This is a genomic window from Rothia sp. QJM3NY_36 (genome assembly GCF_056173115.1).
The window spans coordinates 1,826,791-1,844,418 of the sequence record NZ_CM149658.1 but is presented as its reverse complement, the minus strand read 5'-3'; the positions used below and the strand labels follow the sequence as shown (position 1 = coordinate 1,844,418).

12 protein-coding genes and 1 riboswitch are annotated in these 17,628 nt (G+C 74.2%); of the genes, 11 read left to right on the top strand and 1 reads right to left on the bottom strand.

The annotated features are described in order from the left end of the window. The first annotated feature begins 115 nt into the window (after positions 1-115). The gene (locus tag AC0VXQ_RS08190; RefSeq protein WP_055684611.1) at positions 116-1,723 is read left to right on the top strand and encodes a glycoside hydrolase family 32 protein; all 1,608 of its coding nucleotides are present in this window, start codon (positions 116-118) and stop codon (positions 1,721-1,723) included. Positions 1,724-1,848: 125 nt separating this feature from the next. Further along, positions 1,849-3,861, top strand: coding sequence for a sucrose-specific PTS transporter subunit IIBC (locus AC0VXQ_RS08185; protein WP_058730962.1), 2,013 nt, complete (start codon positions 1,849-1,851; stop codon positions 3,859-3,861). A 52-nt stretch (positions 3,862-3,913) separates the two neighbouring features. Here the strand turns inward: AC0VXQ_RS08185 and AC0VXQ_RS08180 are convergent, their stop codons facing one another. Then, positions 3,914-4,909 (bottom strand): LacI family DNA-binding transcriptional regulator, encoded by a 996-nt coding sequence (locus tag AC0VXQ_RS08180; RefSeq protein ID WP_081046299.1) that lies wholly within the window; start codon positions 4,907-4,909, stop codon positions 3,914-3,916. Positions 4,910-5,034: 125 nt separating this feature from the next. Then, positions 5,035-5,127: riboswitch (glycine riboswitch) on the top strand. A 115-nt stretch (positions 5,128-5,242) separates the two neighbouring features. Here AC0VXQ_RS08180 and gcvP point away from each other — a divergent pair. The 9 genes from gcvP to AC0VXQ_RS08135 all read left to right on the top strand — a co-directional run bounded on the left by gcvP (position 5,243) and on the right by AC0VXQ_RS08135 (position 17,563). Beyond that, a complete protein-coding gene (gene gcvP, locus AC0VXQ_RS08175) occupies positions 5,243-8,170 on the top strand; it encodes an aminomethyl-transferring glycine dehydrogenase (protein WP_100464456.1) in 2,928 nt (975 codons plus the stop codon). Positions 8,171-8,176: 6 nt separating this feature from the next. Beyond that, the gene (gcvT, locus tag AC0VXQ_RS08170) at positions 8,177-9,346 is read left to right on the top strand and encodes a glycine cleavage system aminomethyltransferase GcvT (RefSeq protein ID WP_475528295.1); all 1,170 of its coding nucleotides are present in this window, start codon (positions 8,177-8,179) and stop codon (positions 9,344-9,346) included. A gap of 4 nt (positions 9,347-9,350) precedes the next feature. Beyond that, positions 9,351-10,793 (top strand): L-serine ammonia-lyase, encoded by a 1,443-nt coding sequence (locus tag AC0VXQ_RS08165; RefSeq protein WP_061225620.1) that lies wholly within the window; start codon positions 9,351-9,353, stop codon positions 10,791-10,793. 166 nt (positions 10,794-10,959) lie between these two features. Beyond that, a complete protein-coding gene (mvk, locus tag AC0VXQ_RS08160) occupies positions 10,960-12,039 on the top strand; it encodes a mevalonate kinase (protein ID WP_100464454.1) in 1,080 nt (359 codons plus the stop codon). Next, the gene (mvaD, locus tag AC0VXQ_RS08155; RefSeq protein ID WP_475528289.1) at positions 12,036-13,031 is read left to right on the top strand and encodes a diphosphomevalonate decarboxylase; all 996 of its coding nucleotides are present in this window, start codon (positions 12,036-12,038) and stop codon (positions 13,029-13,031) included. The genes mvk and mvaD overlap by 4 nt, the downstream gene beginning before the upstream one ends. Further along, positions 13,028-14,185: a phosphomevalonate kinase gene (locus tag AC0VXQ_RS08150; protein WP_475528287.1), complete on the top strand. Its 1,158-nt coding sequence runs from the start codon at positions 13,028-13,030 to the stop codon at positions 14,183-14,185. The genes mvaD and AC0VXQ_RS08150 overlap by 4 nt, the downstream gene beginning before the upstream one ends. After that, positions 14,182-15,339: a type 2 isopentenyl-diphosphate Delta-isomerase gene (fni, locus tag AC0VXQ_RS08145; protein WP_475528285.1), complete on the top strand. Its 1,158-nt coding sequence runs from the start codon at positions 14,182-14,184 to the stop codon at positions 15,337-15,339. Before AC0VXQ_RS08150 ends, fni begins: the two co-directional genes overlap by 4 nt. Beyond that, positions 15,336-16,388 (top strand): hydroxymethylglutaryl-CoA reductase, encoded by a 1,053-nt coding sequence (locus tag AC0VXQ_RS08140; protein WP_055684602.1) that lies wholly within the window; start codon positions 15,336-15,338, stop codon positions 16,386-16,388. Before fni ends, AC0VXQ_RS08140 begins: the two co-directional genes overlap by 4 nt. Beyond that, positions 16,385-17,563 carry a hydroxymethylglutaryl-CoA synthase gene (locus AC0VXQ_RS08135; protein WP_055684601.1) on the top strand — a complete coding sequence of 393 codons (1,179 nt, stop codon included), beginning with the start codon at positions 16,385-16,387 and terminating at the stop codon, positions 17,561-17,563. Before AC0VXQ_RS08140 ends, AC0VXQ_RS08135 begins: the two co-directional genes overlap by 4 nt. The last annotated feature ends 65 nt before the right edge of the window (positions 17,564-17,628 follow it).

Below are 17,628 nucleotides of genomic sequence, written 5' to 3'. Positions count from 1 at the left end.
GCTGATCCGCGAGAGCCCCCGTCATCCCGTTCGCGGGAGGGCGGGGGCTCTCGCGCGTCCGCCTCCGGGTCGAAGCGATGTGTCAAACGATGGTCACAGTGTCTAGGGTGGTCTCATGCCCCCTTCCTGCCTTCCCGAGCCCGCCCGCCCCGATGCCGAGGGGGCTGCCGCCGAGGACCCGGCCGTCGGGATCCCCGGCGTCGAGGATCCTGCCGTCGTCGATCCCGAGCTGCTGGATCGGGCCCGCCGGGCCGCGGCGCGCGAACGCGAACTTGCCGCCGCCGTGCGCGCGGACCCGGACCGTCCCCGCTACCACCTGGCCCCGCCGGTGGGCAGGCTCAACGACCCCAACGGCCTGGTGCATCTGGACGGGCGCTGGCACGCCTTCTACCAGTACAGCCCTCTGCACCCGGAGAAGGCCGTGTTCTGGCGCCACGCGGTCTCCGAGGACCTGCTGCGCTGGCGCGACCTCGGCACCGCGCTGGAGCCGGTGCGCTGGTACGACCGCGACGGCTGCTACTCCGGCGGGGCCCTGCCGCTGCCGGGGGGCGGGGTGGAGTTCTACTACACCGGCAACGTGCGCACCCGGAACGGCGGCCGGGAGGCATACCAGTGCCGGGCCGTGCCCGCCGGCGACGGGTCCGGGCGGCTGCTCCCGGACCCGGACAACCCGCTGATCCCGGGCCCGCCGCCGGGATACACCGCGCACTTCCGAGACCCGCAGGTGCTGCCCGCCCCGGAGGGCGGCTGGATGATGCTGCTGGGGGCCCAGCGCGAGGACGGCACGGGCGCGATCCTGCGGTGGGACTCGACGGATCGCCGCCGTTGGGGGTTCACGGGGGAGGTGCGCTTCGACCGTCCGGAGTTGCGCGCCCCGGGATTCATGGATGAGTGCCCCCAGCTGGTGGGTCTGCGCGATGAGGCGACGGGGGAGGAGCGCCACGTGCTGATCTTCTGTCCGCAGGGCCTGGGGCCCGAGGGCGAGCGTTTCCGCAACCCCCACCCGTGCACGTACACCGTGGGGGTGCTGGAGGGGTGCGCCTTCCGGGAGGCCACCGCGCTGGAGGAGCTGGATGCCGGCTTCGAGTTCTACGCCCCGCAGGTCTTCGCCGGGACCGGAGAGCGCACCGTCCTGATGGGATGGATGGGCAACGCCGGGGAGGACGATCAGCCCTCCCTGGACCACGGCTGGGTCCACCAGATGACCCTGCCCCGGGAGCTGATCCTGCGCGGCGGCCGGCTGCTGCAGCGGCCGGTGCCCGAGGTGGACCGACTGCTGCCCCTGGGGGAGCTGGACCTGCCCGATGCCGACGCCGCGCAGCTCATCCCGCCGCAGCCTCGCCCCGCGCACCGGCTGCGGATGGAGGTCTCCTTCGAGGGCGCCTCGGTCGGGGCGGCCCCGGATCCTGCGGCCCATCTGGAGTATCTGTATCCTCGGGGGATCGCGGTGGCCGTCAGCATCTGCGCCACCGGCATCACCGTGGACCGCGGCGGCAGCCGGTACCAGGCCGGCGGCCCCGAGCGCACCCGCACCCTTCCCGCGGCGGGGCACCGCGCCGTCGAGCTCTTCGCGGACTCGTCCAGCCTGGAGATCTTCGCCGAGGACGGCGCGTGCGTGTTCAGCCAGCGTCTCTTCCTCACCGGCCCCGTGGCCGTCACCGCCCGGTGCGACGCCGGAGCCCGCCTCCTCAGCGCCGAGGCCGCGCTCCTGCCCGGGCCCTAGGCCCGCCATGCACCCGCCACGCACAACGGGAGGGGGTCACGCCGGGGCGCGGCCGTGCTAGTGTGTCAATCGATTGACAGGCGCCGCATCCCGCGGGCGCCCACGGCCGAGCGAAGGAGACTTCCGTGGAACACGCCGCCGTAGCAGAGAGGGTCGTCGACGCCGTCGGCGGACCCAGCAACATCCAGGCCGCCGCCCACTGCGCCACGCGCCTGCGCTTCGTCCTGCAGGACAGCGACGAGGTGGACCAGGCCGCGCTGGATGCGGACCCGGACCTGAAGGGCACCTTCGAGGGCGGGGGCATGTTCCAGGTCATCGTCGGGCCCGGCGACGTCGACCGGGTCTTCGCCCACCTGGCCCCGCTCGGGGTCAAGGAGGTCTCCAAGGACGAGCTCAAGCAGGTCGCCGACCAGCGCTCCTCCTGGTTCGTGCGCTTCCTCAAGGTCTTCGCCGACATCTTCGTGCCGCTGATCCCGGTGCTGGTCGGCGGCGGCATGCTCATGGCCCTGAACAACGTCCTCACCGCCGAGGGGCTGATGCCCTGGTACGGCGGGCAGTCGTTCATCGAGGCCAACCCCGCCTGGGAGGGCCTGGCCGGCATCATCAACATGCTCGCGGCCGCCCCCTTCGCCTTCCTGCCGATCCTGGTCGGCTTCTCCGCGGCCAAGCGCTTCGGCGGCAACCCGTACCTGGGTGCGGCGATGGGCATGGCCATGGTCATGCCGCAGCTGGTCAACGGCTACGACGTCGCCCAGGCCCTGGCCGAGAACCGGATGACCTACTGGGACGTCTTCGGCCTGCAGGTCCAGCAGTCCGGCTACCAGGGCACCGTGCTGCCCATCCTCGTCGTCGCCTTCATCCTGGCGAACCTGGAGAAGGGGCTGAACCGCGTGCTCAAGGGCACCATCGGCTTCATCTTCACCCCGACCCTGTCCCTGCTGATCACCGGCTTCATCACCTTCGTCGCGATCGGCCCGTTCCTGTTCACCGCCGGCGACGCCCTCGGGCGCGGCATCGAATGGCTCTACACCGTGGCCGGGCCCCTCGGCGGCATGGTCTTCGCGTTCTTCTACAGCCCCATCGTCATCACCGGGCTGCACCAGTCCTTCCCGCCGATCGAGCTGCAGCTGATCGCCGCCGGCGGCTCCTTCATCTTCCCCATCGCCTCGATGGCCAACGCCGCCCAGGGCGCGGCCTGCCTCGCCGTGTACCTGACCACCCGGGAGAAGAAGCTCAAGGGCGTGGCCGGGGCCTCCTCCTTCTCCGCGTTCCTCGGCATCACCGAGCCGGCGATCTTCGGGGTGAACCTGCGCCTGCGCTACCCGCTGTTCATCGGCATGGGCGCGGCCGCGGTCGGCGGAGCGCTCGTGGCGCTGATGAACATCCGCGCCGTCGCCCTGGGGGCCGCGGGCTACCTCGGCTTCGTGTCCATCCGGGCCACGGACATCGGCCGGTTCTTCATCGCCCTGCTGATCACCACCGCGATCTCCTTCGCCGTGACCTACGCGGTGGCCCGCCGGAAGGTCGGTGCGGCCCAGCGCAACGCCGCGGCCGCCGCCGAGGGCTCCGCCGTGGCCCTGGGCGCGGAGGGCGACGACGCCGAGCGGCACGAGGGCGAGGCCGGCCCGGTGCTGGCCGACGACGCCGAGGACTGGCGCCTGACCGCCCCGCTGGACGGGCGGGTGCTGGCCCTGTCCGAGGTCTCCGACCCCACCTTCGCCCAGCAGATGCTCGGTCCCGGCGCGGCCCTGGACCCCAGCGACGGGGTGCTCTACGCCCCGGCCGACGCCGTCGTCACCGTCGCCTTCCCCACCGGCCACGCCTACGGGCTGCGCACCGCGGGCGGGCTGGACGTGCTGATCCACCTGGGCTTCGACACCGTGGCCCTGGACGGGGAGCACTTCACCCCGCTGGTGCGCAAGGGAGACGTGGTGCGCCGCGGGGACGTCCTGGCCCGCTTCGACGCCGCGGCCATCCGCGCGGCCGGCTACGACCTGACCACCCCGATGGTCGTGACCTCGGCGAAGCGGATCGAGGGTACGCAGCTCACCGCGGACACCGGAAGCACCGTCGCCCACGGGGAGGCATTCCTGAGCATCACCCCGAAGGAGAAGCCGGCCGCCGCCGCGCAGTCCTGAGCCGACCCGAGCCCGCCCGGCCCGGGCCCCCGCCCCGATGCGGGCGCGGGGCTCAGGCCGGGCGGGTGGTCTCGCGCCAGTCGATGGTGGCCGGCAGCTCGCGGGTGCCGGCCGGCAGCGGCTCGCCGTCCACCGCGGCGAGGATCGCCGCGACGGCCTCCCGGGCCATCGCCCCGTAGGGCTGCACCACGGTGCTCAGCTCGGGGCAGAAGATCCGGGAGGCCGCGGAGCCGTCGAAGCCCGTGACCTGCAGATCCCGCGGCACCCGCAGGCCCCGGCGTCGGGCCCAGCTCAGCACCGCGGCGGCCAGCAGGTCGTTGCTGCACATCACGGCCTCCGGGGCCGCGGCGGCCTCCCACGCCCGATCCAGCACGGGATCGATCTGCTCGGGGTCGGGCCACCAGCCCCGAGAGGGCTCCGGGCGCAGCACCGCAGGCTCCAGCCCCGCCTCGGCCATCGCCTCGGCGTGGCCCAGCAGGCGCGGGGCCTGCGGATCCCGCGAGGAGGTCAGGTGCAGGATCCGCCGGGCGCCCCGGGCGATGACGCCGCGGGTCAGCTCGCGCATCACCGTCCGGTTGTCGCAGGAGATGTCCGGGAAGTCGTGGCCCTTCGGCCGGTCGATCGTGACCACCGGCGCCCGCAGCCCCGGGTAGTCGCCGACCACCTGGGAGTGCGCCCCGGTGATGATCCCGTCCACCTGGTTGGCCAGCAGCATGTCCAGGTGCCGCCGCTCCCGATCCGGCCGCCCGGCGGAGTCGCACAGCAGCACCTTGTAGCCGGCCCCGGCCAGGCGGGTCTCCAGGGCTTCGGCCATCTGCCCGTAGAACGGGTGGGCCACCGTGGGGAAGATGATGCCGACCAGGCGGCTGGAGCGCTGCTGCAGGGAGCGGGCGATGGCATTGGGGCGGTAGCCCAGCTCCGCCATCGCCGCGTGCACCGCGTCCTTGGTCTTCTGGGAGAGGTAGCCGCGATCGTTGAGCACCCGGGAGACGGTGGTCGGGGAGACCCCGGCCGCGGCGGCCACATCGGCGAGCTTCGGCTGGGGCACGGTCATCTCCTGCGCGGGGAACGGGGCAGACACAGTCTACGCGGCGGCCCCCGCGTCGGGACCGGCACCGGCGGCCCCTCGATGACGCGCCGGCGCGTGCGGTGTGGCACACTGGACCCAGCCGATCACGCGCGGCGGGAGAGCCCCGGGCCCCACCGGGCGCCGAAGGAGCAAACCCTCCCCGGGAAACTCTCAGGCCAAGGTACCGCCGCAGCCCAGGCGACTCTGGAGAGGGCCCTCAGCAGGACCCGCCGACGGGGCAAGGCGCTGGCCGAAACCCTCAGGTCACCGGACAGAGCGGGGAGGCGAGACCCCACCCCCAGCGGAGCTGCCATGACCTTCCTCGACCGCCACCTCGGACCCCGCCCCGACGAGATCGAGACCATGCTCGCCGACCTCGGACGCGACTCCCTGGACGCCCTGATCGACGCAGCCGTGCCCGGATCGGTGCGCCGCGCCGACGAGCTGACCCTGCCCGGGCTGGAAGAGCCCCTGGACGAGACCGCCGCCTTAGCCCGCATCCGCGAGCTCGCGGCGAAGAACACGGTGCGCGCCCAGATGATCGGGCAGGGCTACCACGAGACCGTGACCCCGGCGGTGCTGCGCCGGAACATCCTGGAGAACCCGGCCTGGTACACCTCCTACACCCCCTACCAGGCGGAGATCTCCCAGGGCCGGCTGGAGGCCCTGCTGAACTTCCAGAACGCGATGATGGACCTGACCGGCCTGGACATCGCCAACGCCTCCATGCTGGATGAGGCCACCTCCGCCGCCGAGGCCGTGCTGCTGATGCACCGGGCCAACCGGAAGGTGAAGCGGGGGGTCGCGGTGCTGGACGCCCGGCTGCTGCCGCAGACCCTGCAGATCACCCGGGGCCGGCTGGACGCCCTGGGCCTGGAGCACCGCACCGTGGACTTCGCCGCGGGCCAGCCCCTGCCCGAGGAGTCGGTCTTCGGGGTGCTGCTGACGCAGATCGGCTCCGAGGGGCAGCTGATCGACGTCGCCCCGCTGATCGCCGCCGCCAAGGAGGCCGGGGCCATGACCACCGTGGCCTGCGACCCGCTGGCCCTGACCCTGCTGGCCTCCCCGGGCGCGCTGGGCGCCGACGCCGCCGTCGGCTCCTCCCAGCGCTTCGGGGTCCCGCCGTTCTTCGGCGGCCCGCACGCGGCCTTCCTGGCGGTGCGCAAGGGCCTGGAGCGCTCCCTGCCCGGGCGCCTGGTCGGGGTCTCCACGGACTCCTCGGGCCGCCCGGCCTACCGCCTGGCCCTGCAGACCCGCGAGCAGCACATCCGCCGGGAGAAGGCCACCTCCAACATCTGCACCGCCCAGGCCCTGCTGGCCATCGTCGCCGGGGCCTACGCCGTCTACCACGGGCCCCAGGGCCTGCGGCGCATCGCCGAGGACGTGCACGTCAAGGCCGCCTACCTGGCCGCGGGGCTCGGCGCTGCGGGCCTGGAGCCGGTGCACGCGGACTTCTTCGACACCGTGACCGTGCGGGTCCCGGGCCGGGCCGACGCGGTGCTGGCCGCCGCCGAGCGCGCCGGGATCAACCTGCGCCGGATCGACGCGGACACCCTCGGGATCTCGGTGGGCGAGCCGCACACCTGGGCCCAGCTCGACGACGTCCTGGCCGCCTTCGACGCCGCCCCGGACGGGCAGCCCGGGGCCGGCTTCGGCCGGGAGATCCCTGCGCCGCTGGCCCGTCGGGACGAGTACCTGACCCACCCGGTCTTCCATCGGCACCGCTCCGAGACCGCGATGATGCGCTACCTGCGGGAGCTGTCGGACAAGGACCTGGCGCTGGATCGCACCATGATCCCGCTGGGCTCGTGCACCATGAAGCTCAACGCCGCCGCGGAGATGGAGCCGATCTCCTGGCCCGAGTTCGCCGGGATCCACCCGTTGGCCCCGGCCGAGCAGACCGCCGGGTGGCTGGAGCTGATCGAGGACCTGGAGCGGTGGCTGTCCGCGATCACCGGGTACGCCGGGGTCTCCCTGCAGCCCAACGCGGGCTCCCAGGGGGAGTACGCGGGGCTGCTGGCGATCCGCGGCTACCACCGGGACCGCGGCGAGGAGGGCCGCGACGTCGTGCTCATCCCGGCCTCCGCGCACGGCACCAACGCCGCCTCCGCCGCCCTGGCCGGGCTGCGGGTGGTCGCGGTGGCCACCGCCGAGGACGGCTCGATCCTGCTGGATGACCTGGACGCGAAGATCGGCAAGCACCGCGAGGAGCTGGCCGGGATCATGATCACCTACCCCTCCACCCACGGGGTCTTCGAGGAGGACGTCGCCGAGGTGTGCGCCCGGGTGCACGCCGCAGGCGGCCAGGTGTACCTGGACGGGGCCAACCTCAACGCCCTTGTGGGCCTCGGCGCGCCGGGCGCCTTCGGCGGGGACGTCTCCCACCTGAACCTGCACAAGACCTTCTGCATCCCGCACGGCGGGGGCGGGCCCGGCGTCGGGCCCCTGGCGGTGGCCGAGCAGCTGCTGCCCTACCTGCCGGGGGATGCGGCCGCCGCCGGTGCCGGGCACGACGCCGCGGCGTCGGGCTCCTCCCGCACCGCTGCCGGCCGGGCCCAGGCGGTCTCCCAGGCGCTGTTCGGCTCCGCCGGGGTGCTGCCGATCTCCTGGATGTACATCGCGATGATGGGGGCTCAAGGCCTGCGCGAGGCCACCCGCACCGCGATCCTCAACGCCAACTGGCTGGCCCGGAAGCTGGATCCGCTGTTCCCGGTGCTCTACACCGGGCCCGGCGGGCTCGTGGCCCATGAGTGCATCCTGGACCTGCGCCCGTTGACCGAGGCCTCCGGGATCACCGCGGAGGACGTGTGCAAGCGGCTCATGGACTACGGCTTCCACGCCCCGACCCTGGCCTTCCCGGTGCCCGGCACCCTGATGGTCGAGCCCACCGAGTCCGAGGACCTCGCGGAGCTGACCCGCTTCGTCGACGCGATGAGCGCGATCCACGCGGAGATGACCGCGGTGGCCGAGGGGCGGGTGCCGGCCGCGGAATCCGCGCTGCGCCGCGCCCCGCACACCGCCGAGGCCCTGCTGGGCGCGGACTGGGACCGGCCGTACACCCGCGAGCAGGCCGCCTACCCGCTGCCCGCCCTGCGCACCGGGAAGTACTGGCCGCCGGTGGGCCGCATCGACGGCACCGCCGGGGACCGCAACCTGGTGTGCGAGTGCCCGCCGATCTCCGCCTTCGACATCGACGCCCACGACGACGCCGCGCAGTCCGCCGCGGCCCAGGAGGACTGAACCGCCATGACCGAGACCCCCGTTCCCCCCGCCGTCGAGGACGGCCCGCGCCGCACCGCCCTGCACGCCGTGCACGAGGCCCTGGGGGCGCAGTTCACGGACTTCGGCGGCTGGGACATGCCGCTGAAGTACGCCAACGACGTCGCCGAGCACCAGGCCGTGCGCGAGGCCGCCGGGCTGTTCGACCTCTCCCACATGGGCGAGATCCGGGTGCGCGGGCCCCAGGCCGCTGACCTGCTGGACCACGCCCTGGTCTCCGCCTTCGGCGCCCTGGCCGTGGGACGGGCCAAGTACTCCCTGATGGCCACCGAGGACGGCGGGGTGGTGGATGACCTGATCACCTACCGCCTGGCCGAGCGGGACTACCTGGTGGTGCCCAACGCCGCCAACGTCGACGCCGTGCTGCGCGAGCTCACCGTGCGCGGGGCCGGCTTCGACGCCGAGGTGGCCGATGAGTCCGCGGCCAGCGCCCTGGTGGCCCTGCAGGGCCCGGCCGCCGTCGAGATCCTCGGGGATGCGCTCGAGGAGCTGCACCTGGCCGACGGCGGCACCGAGCTGTCCGGGCTGCGCTACTACGCCTGCGCCCCCGCGGTGGTCGGCGGGATCGACGTGCTGCTGGCCCGCACCGGCTACACCGGGGAGGACGGCTTCGAGCTGTACGTCGCCCGGGAGCAGGCCGAGCAGCTGTGGAGCGTGCTCGCCCAGGCCGGGGAGTCCCGCGGGGTCATGCCGGCGGGGCTTGCGGCCCGGGACTCGCTGCGCCTGGAGGCCGGGATGCCGCTGTACGGCCACGAGCTGGGCGCGCGGATCTCCCCCTACGCGGCCGGCCTGGGCGGGCTGGTGCGCGCCGGGCTGAAGGCCAAGGAGGACTTCGTCGGCCGCGCCGGGCTGGAGGGGGCCGGTGAGCGGGCCGAGGCCGAGGACGCCCGCGTCCTGGTCGGGCTGCGTGGCCTGGCCAAGCGCCCGGCCCGGGCCGGTGCTGCGATCGTGGAGGACGGGCAGACGATCGGGGAGGTCACCTCCGGGATCCCCTCGCCCACCCTGGGCCATCCGATCGCGATGGCCTTCCTGCGCGCGGACCGGGCCGAGCCCGGCACCGAGGTCACGGTGGACATCCGCGGGAAGCACGCGCAGTTCGAGGTCGTCCCGCTGCCCTTCTACCGGCGGGAGCGCTAGGCCCGTGGCCACCGACATCAGCGTGTTCGACCTGTTCAGCATCGGCGTCGGACCCTCCAGCTCTCACACGGTGGGCCCGATGCGAGCGGCCAACCGCTTCATCACGGAGCTGATCCGCGCGCACCAGCTGGACGACGTCGCGGACCTGCGGGTGGACCTGTACGGTTCGCTGGCGGCCACCGGCGCCGGGCACGGCACCATGTCCGCCACGCTGAAGGGCCTGGCCGGGTGGGTCCCGGAGACCATCGACGTGCCCGCCTCGGAGCGGCTCGTGCAGGAGAATCAGGCCACCGGGCGGCTGCGCCTGGCCGGGTTCGCCCCCGGCATCGAGCCGCGCGAGGCCGCCCGGGAGGACCTGGTGTCCGGCCCGGAGGTCGCGCTGACCGAGGCCGGGATGGTGCTGCGCCCGCTGACCGTGCTCGAGCGGCACACCAACGGGATCCGCTTCACCGCCGTGGACGCGGATGAGGCGGTGCTGCAGCAGCGCACGTACTTCTCGATCGGCGGCGGCTTCGTCATCGAGGAGGGGGAGGAGGCCGCCGGCGGGGACAGCCTGACGGATGTGCCCCACGCCTTCACCTCCTCGGCCGAGCTGCTGCAGATCGCCGACGACGCCGGGCTGTCCATCGCCCAGATCAAGCTGGCCAATGAGACCACCGCCCGCACGGAGGAGGAGGTCACCGCGGGGATCCTGCACATCTACCAGGTGATGCGCCAGTGCATCGGCTCCTCCCTGTCCCGCATCGGCTACCTGCCGGGCCCGCTGAAGGTCCGCTGCCGGGCGGGGCAGTGGCACCGGGAGCTGCTCGAGGAGGATCCGCGCAAGGAGCCCAGCTGGGCCATCGACTGGGTCAACCTCATCGCCCTGGCCGTCAACGAGGAGAACGCCTTCGGCGGGCGGGTGGTCACCGCGCCGACCAACGGGGCCGCCGGCATCCTGCCGGCGGTGCTGCACTACGCGATGAACTACCTGCCGGGCATCCGCACGGCGGGGCGCCGGGCCCGGGACCGGGCCGTGGTGGACTTCTTCCTCGCCGCGGCCGCCGTCGGGACCCTGTACAAGAAGAAGGCCTCGATCTCCGGGGCGGAGGTCGGCTGCCAGGGGGAGGTGGGCTCCGCCTCCTCGATGGCCGCGGCCGGACTGGCCCAGGTGATGGGCGGGACCCCGCACCAGGTGGAGAACGCCGCGGAGATCGCGATGGAGCACAACCTGGGTCTGACCTGCGACCCGGTGGGCGGGCTGGTGCAGATCCCGTGCATCGAGCGCAACGCGATGGCCGCGGCGAAGGCCGTGAACGCCGCCCGGATGGCCCTGCGCGGGGACGGGGAGCACCGGGTCTCCCTGGACCAGGTCATCGAGACGATGCGCCAGACCGGCGCGGACATGTCCCACCGGTACAAGGAGACCTCGGAGGGCGGGCTGGCGGTCAACGTCGTCGAGTGCTGACGGGGGCGCACAGGGGCCGAATGGGCCCTCCCGCGGGACAGGACGTAGGATCGAGGGGATCCCCTCGCCGCGGGCGGGAGGACCACGGCCCCCACGCGCCGCGCCCCGAGCGGACGCCGCCCGCGGGGCCCGGCACAGCACAGGCGAGGAACGGAAACAGCTCAGGATGGAACACGGCGCGGTCGAGAACCGCTCGGACCTGCGCGCCGCACCCGGCGCCACCGACCCCCTCCCCGCGGCCCCGCAGACCCCCGCGCACCCGGCCGCCCACCCCACCCGGACCCCGGGGCCCGACACCGCCGCGGCCCCCGGGCACATCGGCACCGGGTGGGCCCACGCCAAGATCATCCTCTTCGGCGAGCACGCCGTGGTCCACGGGCAGCCCGCCATCGCCTTCCCGCTGCGCAAGATCGGCCTGCAGGCCACCGCCGCTCCCGTGCCCGGCCCGCTGCGTCTGACCGTGGACATCTACGACGGCCCGTTGGCCCACGCCCCGGCCCGCCTCGGCTCCCTGGTCACCACCATCGAATCCACCCTGGACCTGCTGCACCACCCCCTGGAGGGCGTGCACGTGACCTGCTTGGGCGACGTCCCCCTGGAGCGCGGCCTCGGATCCAGCGCGGCCGGGGCCTCCTCGATCGTCAACGCGCTCGCGGACCTGATGGGCACCGAGCTGGACGAGCGCACCCGCTACGAGCTGGTCCAGACCGGGGAGCGGGTCGCCCACGGCAGCCCCTCCGGGCTGGACGCCTACACCGTGGTCACCCAGCGGCCCATCTGGTTCCAGGCCGGGCGGGTCGAGGACCTCGAGGTCGCGCTGTCCGCCCCGCTGGTGGTCGCCGACTCCGGGCGCCCCGGGGACACCCACTCCGCGGTGGCCGCCGTCGGGGAGATCCGCCGCTCGGACCCGGAGCTGGCCGCCGACTACTTCGAGACCATCCGCCACCACACCGTCGCCGCCCGGGCGGACCTCGCCGCCGACCGCGCCGCCTCCCTCGGCGCCCACATGGACGCCGTGCACGAGACCCTGCAGATCCTGTCCGTCTCCTGCGAGGAGCTGGACCACCTGGTCGGCACCGCCCGCGCGGCCGGGGCCCACGGGGCCAAGCTCACCGGCGGCGGGCGCGGCGGCTGCATCATCGCCCTGGCCCGGGACCGGGGCCACGCCCCCCAACTGGCCCGGGCCCTGGAGGAGGCCGGGGCCTCCCAGACCTGGATCATCGACCCCGAGGAGTTCACCGCGTGAGCCGGCAGCCCGCCACCGCCGTGGCCCACCCCAACCTCGCCCTGATCAAGTATTGGGGCAAACGCGACGAGCAGCTCGTCCTGCCGCACACCGGCAGCCTCTCCCTGACCCTGGACGTCTTCCCGACCACCACCACCGTCACCCCGGACCCGGAACTGAGCGCGGACGCCTTCACCCTCAACGGCGTCGAGCAGACCGGCACCTCCGCGGCACGGGTCACCGCCTTCCTGGACCTGGTGCGCCGGCTGGCCGGCTCCACCGCGCACGCGCGGGTGGTCTCCGAGAACTCCGTGCCCACCGGGGCGGGGCTGGCCTCCTCCGCCTCGGGCTTCGCCGCCCTGTCCCGCGCGGCGGCCGCCGCCTACGGCCTGCCGGAGGACGCCCGCACCGTCTCCCGCCTGGCCCGGCGCGGCTCCGGCTCCGCCGCCCGCTCGGTGCTGGGCAACCTCGTGATCTGGCACGACGGCAAGGGGGCCGAGGATCCCGACGCCGCCTCCTTCGCCGAGCAGGTGCCCGGCCCGCAGCTCGGCATGGTCATCGCGGTGGTCTCCGCGCGGACCAAGGCCGTCTCCTCCCGGACCGCGATGCGCGAGACCGTGGCCACCTCCCCGTACTTCCCCGGCTGGGTGGAGTCCACCGCTCAGGATCTGCGGGACATGCGCGCGGCTCTGGCCGCCGGGGACGTGGAGGCCGTCGGAGAGCTCACCGAGTCCAGCGCCCTGCGCATGCACGCCGCGATCATGGGCAATCGGCCCCCGGTGCGCTACCTCGCCCCTACCTCCGTGGCGCTGTTCGACGCCGTCGCCGCCCTGCGCGCCGAGGGCCTGGGCGCCTGGGCCACCGCCGACGCCGGCCCCAACGTCGCCGTGCTGACCCGCGCCGAGGATGTCCCGGCCCTGCGGGACCGGCTGGCCGAGCGCTTCCCGGATCTCCGGCTGATCAGCGCCCAGGCGGGCCCCGGGGCGCACCTGCTGGACCGGGGGCGGGCATGATCCCGGAGGACCCCGCCCCGCGGGTCACGACCGACGCCCCCGGCAAGCTGTACCTGCTGGGGGAGTACGCCGTCGTGGAGCCGGGACGCCAGGCCGTGCTGGTGGCCGTGGACCGGCGGGTCACCGTGCAGCTGCGGGACCTGGAGGAGACCGGGCTGCTGGAATCCCCCCACGCCCCGGACCCCACCCCGGTCACCTGGCGCCACGGTGCGGGCGGGCCGAGCTTCTCCGAGGAGGGCCAGGGCTACTACCGGTACGTGCGCGCGGCGATCACCGTGGTGGAGACCTGGCGCGCCGAATCCGGGCTGGCCCCGCGCCACTACGGACTGCGCATCACCAGCGGCCTGGACGACGCCGTCTCCGGCGCGAAGTTCGGCCTGGGCTCCTCCGCGGCGGTCACCGTGGCCGTCGTCGGGGCCGTGGCCGCGGCCTACGGGCTGGATCCCACCCCCGAGCAGGTCTACCGCCTGGCCCTGATGGCCACCGTCATGGTCACGACCCTGACCTCCGGCGGGGACCTGGCCGCCTCCGCCCTGGGCGGGTGGGTGCACTACGCCTCCCCGGACCGCCAGGCCGTGGCGGACATGCTGGCCCGCGACGGCGTGAGCCGCACCCTGCGGGCTCCCTGGCCCGGGCTGCGCCTGGAACCGGCCCTGCCCGCCGGCACGCCCCTGCCGGTGCGCCTGGCCATCGGGTGGACCGGAACCCCCGCGGACACCCCCGAGCTGGTCGGGGCCGTGCGCCGCACCGCGGGCATCCCCCAGCACCTGCTGCAGCGCAGCGACGCCGCCGTGACCGCCTTCCGCGCCGCCCTGCGCGCGGCGGACGTCGAGGCGGCCGGGAAGGCCGTGGAGGCGGCCCGCGCGGTGCTGGCCGAGCTGTCCGCGCTGCGCGGCACCGTCATCGAGACCCCGCACCTGCGGGTGCTGTGCGAGACCGCCGCCGCGCACGGCTGGGCCGCGAAGTCCTCGGGAGCCGGGGGAGGGGACTGCGGGATCGCCCTGGCCGCGCGCGAGACGGACCCGGGCCGGCTGGGCGCGGCCTGGAGTGCGGCCGGGATCCGCCCGCTGGATCTGGCCGTGGCCCCCGAGGGACTGCGCGTGCGCCGCACGCGGGAGGAGGAGCAGCCGATGAGCCGAGGAGCGGCAGCATGAGCGGACAGCGCAAGGACGACCACCTGCACCTGGCCGCCGGCCAGCAGCGGCGGCTGCACCGGGACCCGGTCCCCACGGACTGGGACGACGTGCGCCTGCTGCACGAGGCCCTGGCCGGGATCGAGGCCGAGGACGTGGACCTGTCCGTGACCCTGCCCTGGGCCGGGGAGCGCGGGCCGGTGCGCTGGCCCGTGCCCTTCTACCTCAACGGCATGACCGGCGGCTCCGAGCACACGGGTGCGGTCAACGCAGCCCTCGGGGAGGCCGCGGCGGCCACCGGCCTGCCGATCGCCACCGGGTCCATGAGCATGTACCTCAAGGACCCCTCCACCCTGCCCAGCTTCCGGGTGCTGCGCGAGGCCAACCCGGAGGGCTTCGTCATGGCCAACCTCTCCGCCGAGGCCACCCCGGATCAGGCCCGCCGCGTCGTGGAGGCCCTGGAGGCCGACGCCCTGCAGATCCACATCAACGCGGTGCAGGAGACCGTGATGCCCGAGGGCGCCCGCGGCTTCTCCGCGTGGTGCGACGGCATCGCGGCCCTGGCCGAGCAGCTGCCCGTGCCGGTGGTGGTCAAGGAGGTCGGCTGCGGGATGACCCGCACCACCCTGGCCAAGCTCGCCCGCGCCGGGGTCCAGCTGGTGGACGTGGCCGGGCGCGGCGGCACGGACTTCGCCCGCATCGAGAACGACCGGCGCGACGGGCGCGACTACGCCTTCCTGCAGGGCTTCGGGCAGTCCGCCCCGATGGTCCTGCTCGACGCCCTCGGCGCCCGTGCGGGAACCCGGCTGCCCGCCCTGCTGGCCTCGGGCGGGGTGCGCCACCCCTACGACGTTGTGCGCGGACTGGCCTTGGGGGCGCGGGCCGTCGGGGTGGCCGGGACCTTCCTGCACGCCGTGCTCGCCGAGGATCCGGCCGGGTCCGCCGGGCCCGTCGCCCCCGACGGCGCCGAGCGCCTGACCGGGCTGATCCGCGCCTGGACCGAGCGGCTGCGCGAGCTGTGCGCCCTGCTCGGGGTGCGCACCCCGGCCGAGCTGACCCGCACGGACGTGCTCGTGGAGGGCCGCCTGGCCCACGCCGCCGCCCTGCGCGGAGCGGACCTGGCCGCCCTGGCCGCGCGCTCCGAGACCACCGCCTTCGAGGAGGACCGCGCATGACCGATCAGCCCCTCTACGCCCCCATCCCCCTGCAATGGGTCGGCCCGCTGCGCTTCAGCGGCAACGTGATCGACGGCGAGGAGGTCAGCGTCCCGCTGGCCACCTACGAATCCCCACTGTGGCCCTCCGTCAAACGCGGGGCGAAGGTCTCCGCGTTCGTCGACGGCGGCATCCGCGCGACCCTGGTGGACGAGCGGATGAGCCGCTCCGTGTACTTCCGCGCCGAGCACGCCGGGGCCGCGCTGGCCGCCGCCGAGGACCTGCGCACCCGCCGGGAGCAGATGCAGGAGGTGGTCTCCGGGGCCTCGCGCTTCGCCCGGCTGGTGGACCTGCACGTGCAGCACGCCGGGAACCTGCTGTTCGTGCGCTTCGAGTTCACCACCGGGGACGCCTCCGGGCACAACATGGTCACCCTCGCCGCGGACCACCTGATGCCCTGGATCCTCCAGCTGCACCCCGAGCTGGAGTACGGCTCGATCTCCGGGAACTTCTGCTCGGACAAGAAGGCGACCGCCGTCAACGGGATCCTGGGCCGGGGCAAGAACGTGGTCACGGAGCTGACCATCCCGCGGCGGATCGTGCAGCGGCTGCTGAAATCCACCCCGGAGGCCATCGCCCGGCTGAACACGGAGAAGAACCTCATCGGCACCACCCTGGCCGGGGGGCTGCGCTCGGCCAACGCCCACTACGCCAACATGCTGCTGGCCTTCTACCTGGCCACCGGGCAGGACGCGGCCAACATCGTGGAGGGCTCCCAGGGCATCACCCAGGCCGAGGTGCGCGACGGGGACCTGTACTTCGCCTGCAACCTGCCCAGCCTCATCGTCGGCTCGGTGGGCAACGGCAAGGGCGCGGGGCTGGAGACCGTGGAGGAGAACCTGCGGCGGCTGGGCTGCCGCGAGGAGCGCGAGCCCGGGGCCAACGCCCGGCGCCTGGCCGTGCTGTGCGCGGGCGCGGTGCTGTGCGGGGAGCTGTCCCTGCTGGCCGCCCAGACCAATCCGGGTGAGCTGATGGCCGCCCACGTGAAGATCGAGAGGAACGCCCGATGACCACCCCCGCCCTGGGCATCCAGGACATCACCTTCGCCACCGCCCACCACCGCCTGGACCTGGACCTGCTGGCCCAGCACCTGGGCATCGACCCCGCCAAGTTCTCCGTGGGCATCGGTCAGGAGGCCATGAGCCTGCCCGCCGAGGACGAGGACGTCGTCACCATGGGCGCCGCCGCCGCGGCCCGGATCCTGGCCGACAACGACGTCGAGGGGCTGCGCACCCTGATCTTCGCCACCGAATCCGGGATCGACCAGTCCAAGGCCGCCGGGGTGCACGTGGCCGCCCTGCTGGGCCTGCCCGCCCAGATCCGGGTGCTGGAGACCAAGCAGGCCTGCTACTCCGGGGCGGGGGCCCTGCAGCTGGCCCTGGGCGTGGTGGCCCGGCACCCGGAGGAGAAGGTGCTGGTCATCGCCTCGGACGTGGCCCGCTACGACCTGGACTCCCCGGGGGAGCCCACCCAGGGCGCGGCCGCGGTGGCCTTCCTGGTGCAGGCCGATCCCGCCCTGCTGGAGGTGGAGCCGGCCTCCGGGGTGCACACCGCGGACGTCCCGGACTTCTGGCGGCCCAACCACCGGGTCACGGCGCTGGTGGAGGGGAAGTTCTCCATCTCCGCGTACATGGACGCCCTGGAGGGGGCGTGGGAGGACTACCGCGCCCACGGCGGGGCCGCCTTCGAGGAGATCGACGCCTTCTGCTACCATCAGCCCTTCACCATGATGGCGGTCAAGGCCCACCAGCGCCTGCGCCGGCACGTGGGGGAGCCCCTGCCCAAGGCGGAGGTGGTCGAGGAGCTCGCCCCGACCGTCGGATACAACCGCGTGGTGGGCAACAGCTACACCGCCTCCGTGTTCCTGGCCCTCCTGGCCCTGCTGGACGGGGACGCGGACCTGACCGGGCGGCGCATCGGGATCTTCTCCTACGGCTCCGGGGCGGTCTCCGAGTTCTTCTCCGTGCGGGTGCTCCCGGGCTACCGGGCCCACCTGCACCGGGCCGAGCACGCCGCCCAGCTGGCCGCCCGCGAGCCCGTGGACGTCACCCGCTACCGCGAGCTGCACCCGGGCACGGCGGTCTCCGCCGCCGAGCAGCAGGCCAACCCGCGGGTCACCGCCGGCCCCTACCGCTTCGTCGGCATCGAGGGCGGGGTCCGCCGGTACGAGGCCACCGGCGCCTGAGCTCCAGTCCCGAGCCCGGCGCCCGAGCGCCCCGGCGGCGTCGTCGAGACCGCGGGAAGCGCTGA

Excerpts from the sequence above, each read along its gene's own strand:
- AC0VXQ_RS08190 (WP_055684611.1), top strand. The coding sequence starts at position 116 with ATGCCCCCTTCCTGCCTTCCCGAGCCCGCCCGCCCCGATGCCGAGGGG.
- gcvP (WP_100464456.1), top strand. The coding sequence starts at position 5,243 with ATGACCTTCCTCGACCGCCACCTCGGACCCCGCCCCGACGAGATCGAG.
- gcvT (WP_475528295.1), top strand. The coding sequence starts at position 8,177 with ATGACCGAGACCCCCGTTCCCCCCGCCGTCGAGGACGGCCCGCGCCGC.
- mvk (WP_100464454.1), top strand. The coding sequence starts at position 10,960 with ATGGAACACGGCGCGGTCGAGAACCGCTCGGACCTGCGCGCCGCACCC.
- AC0VXQ_RS08150 (WP_475528287.1), top strand. The coding sequence starts at position 13,028 with ATGATCCCGGAGGACCCCGCCCCGCGGGTCACGACCGACGCCCCCGGC.
- fni (WP_475528285.1), top strand. The coding sequence starts at position 14,182 with ATGAGCGGACAGCGCAAGGACGACCACCTGCACCTGGCCGCCGGCCAG.
- AC0VXQ_RS08140 (WP_055684602.1), top strand. The coding sequence starts at position 15,336 with ATGACCGATCAGCCCCTCTACGCCCCCATCCCCCTGCAATGGGTCGGC.
- AC0VXQ_RS08135 (WP_055684601.1), top strand. The coding sequence starts at position 16,385 with ATGACCACCCCCGCCCTGGGCATCCAGGACATCACCTTCGCCACCGCC.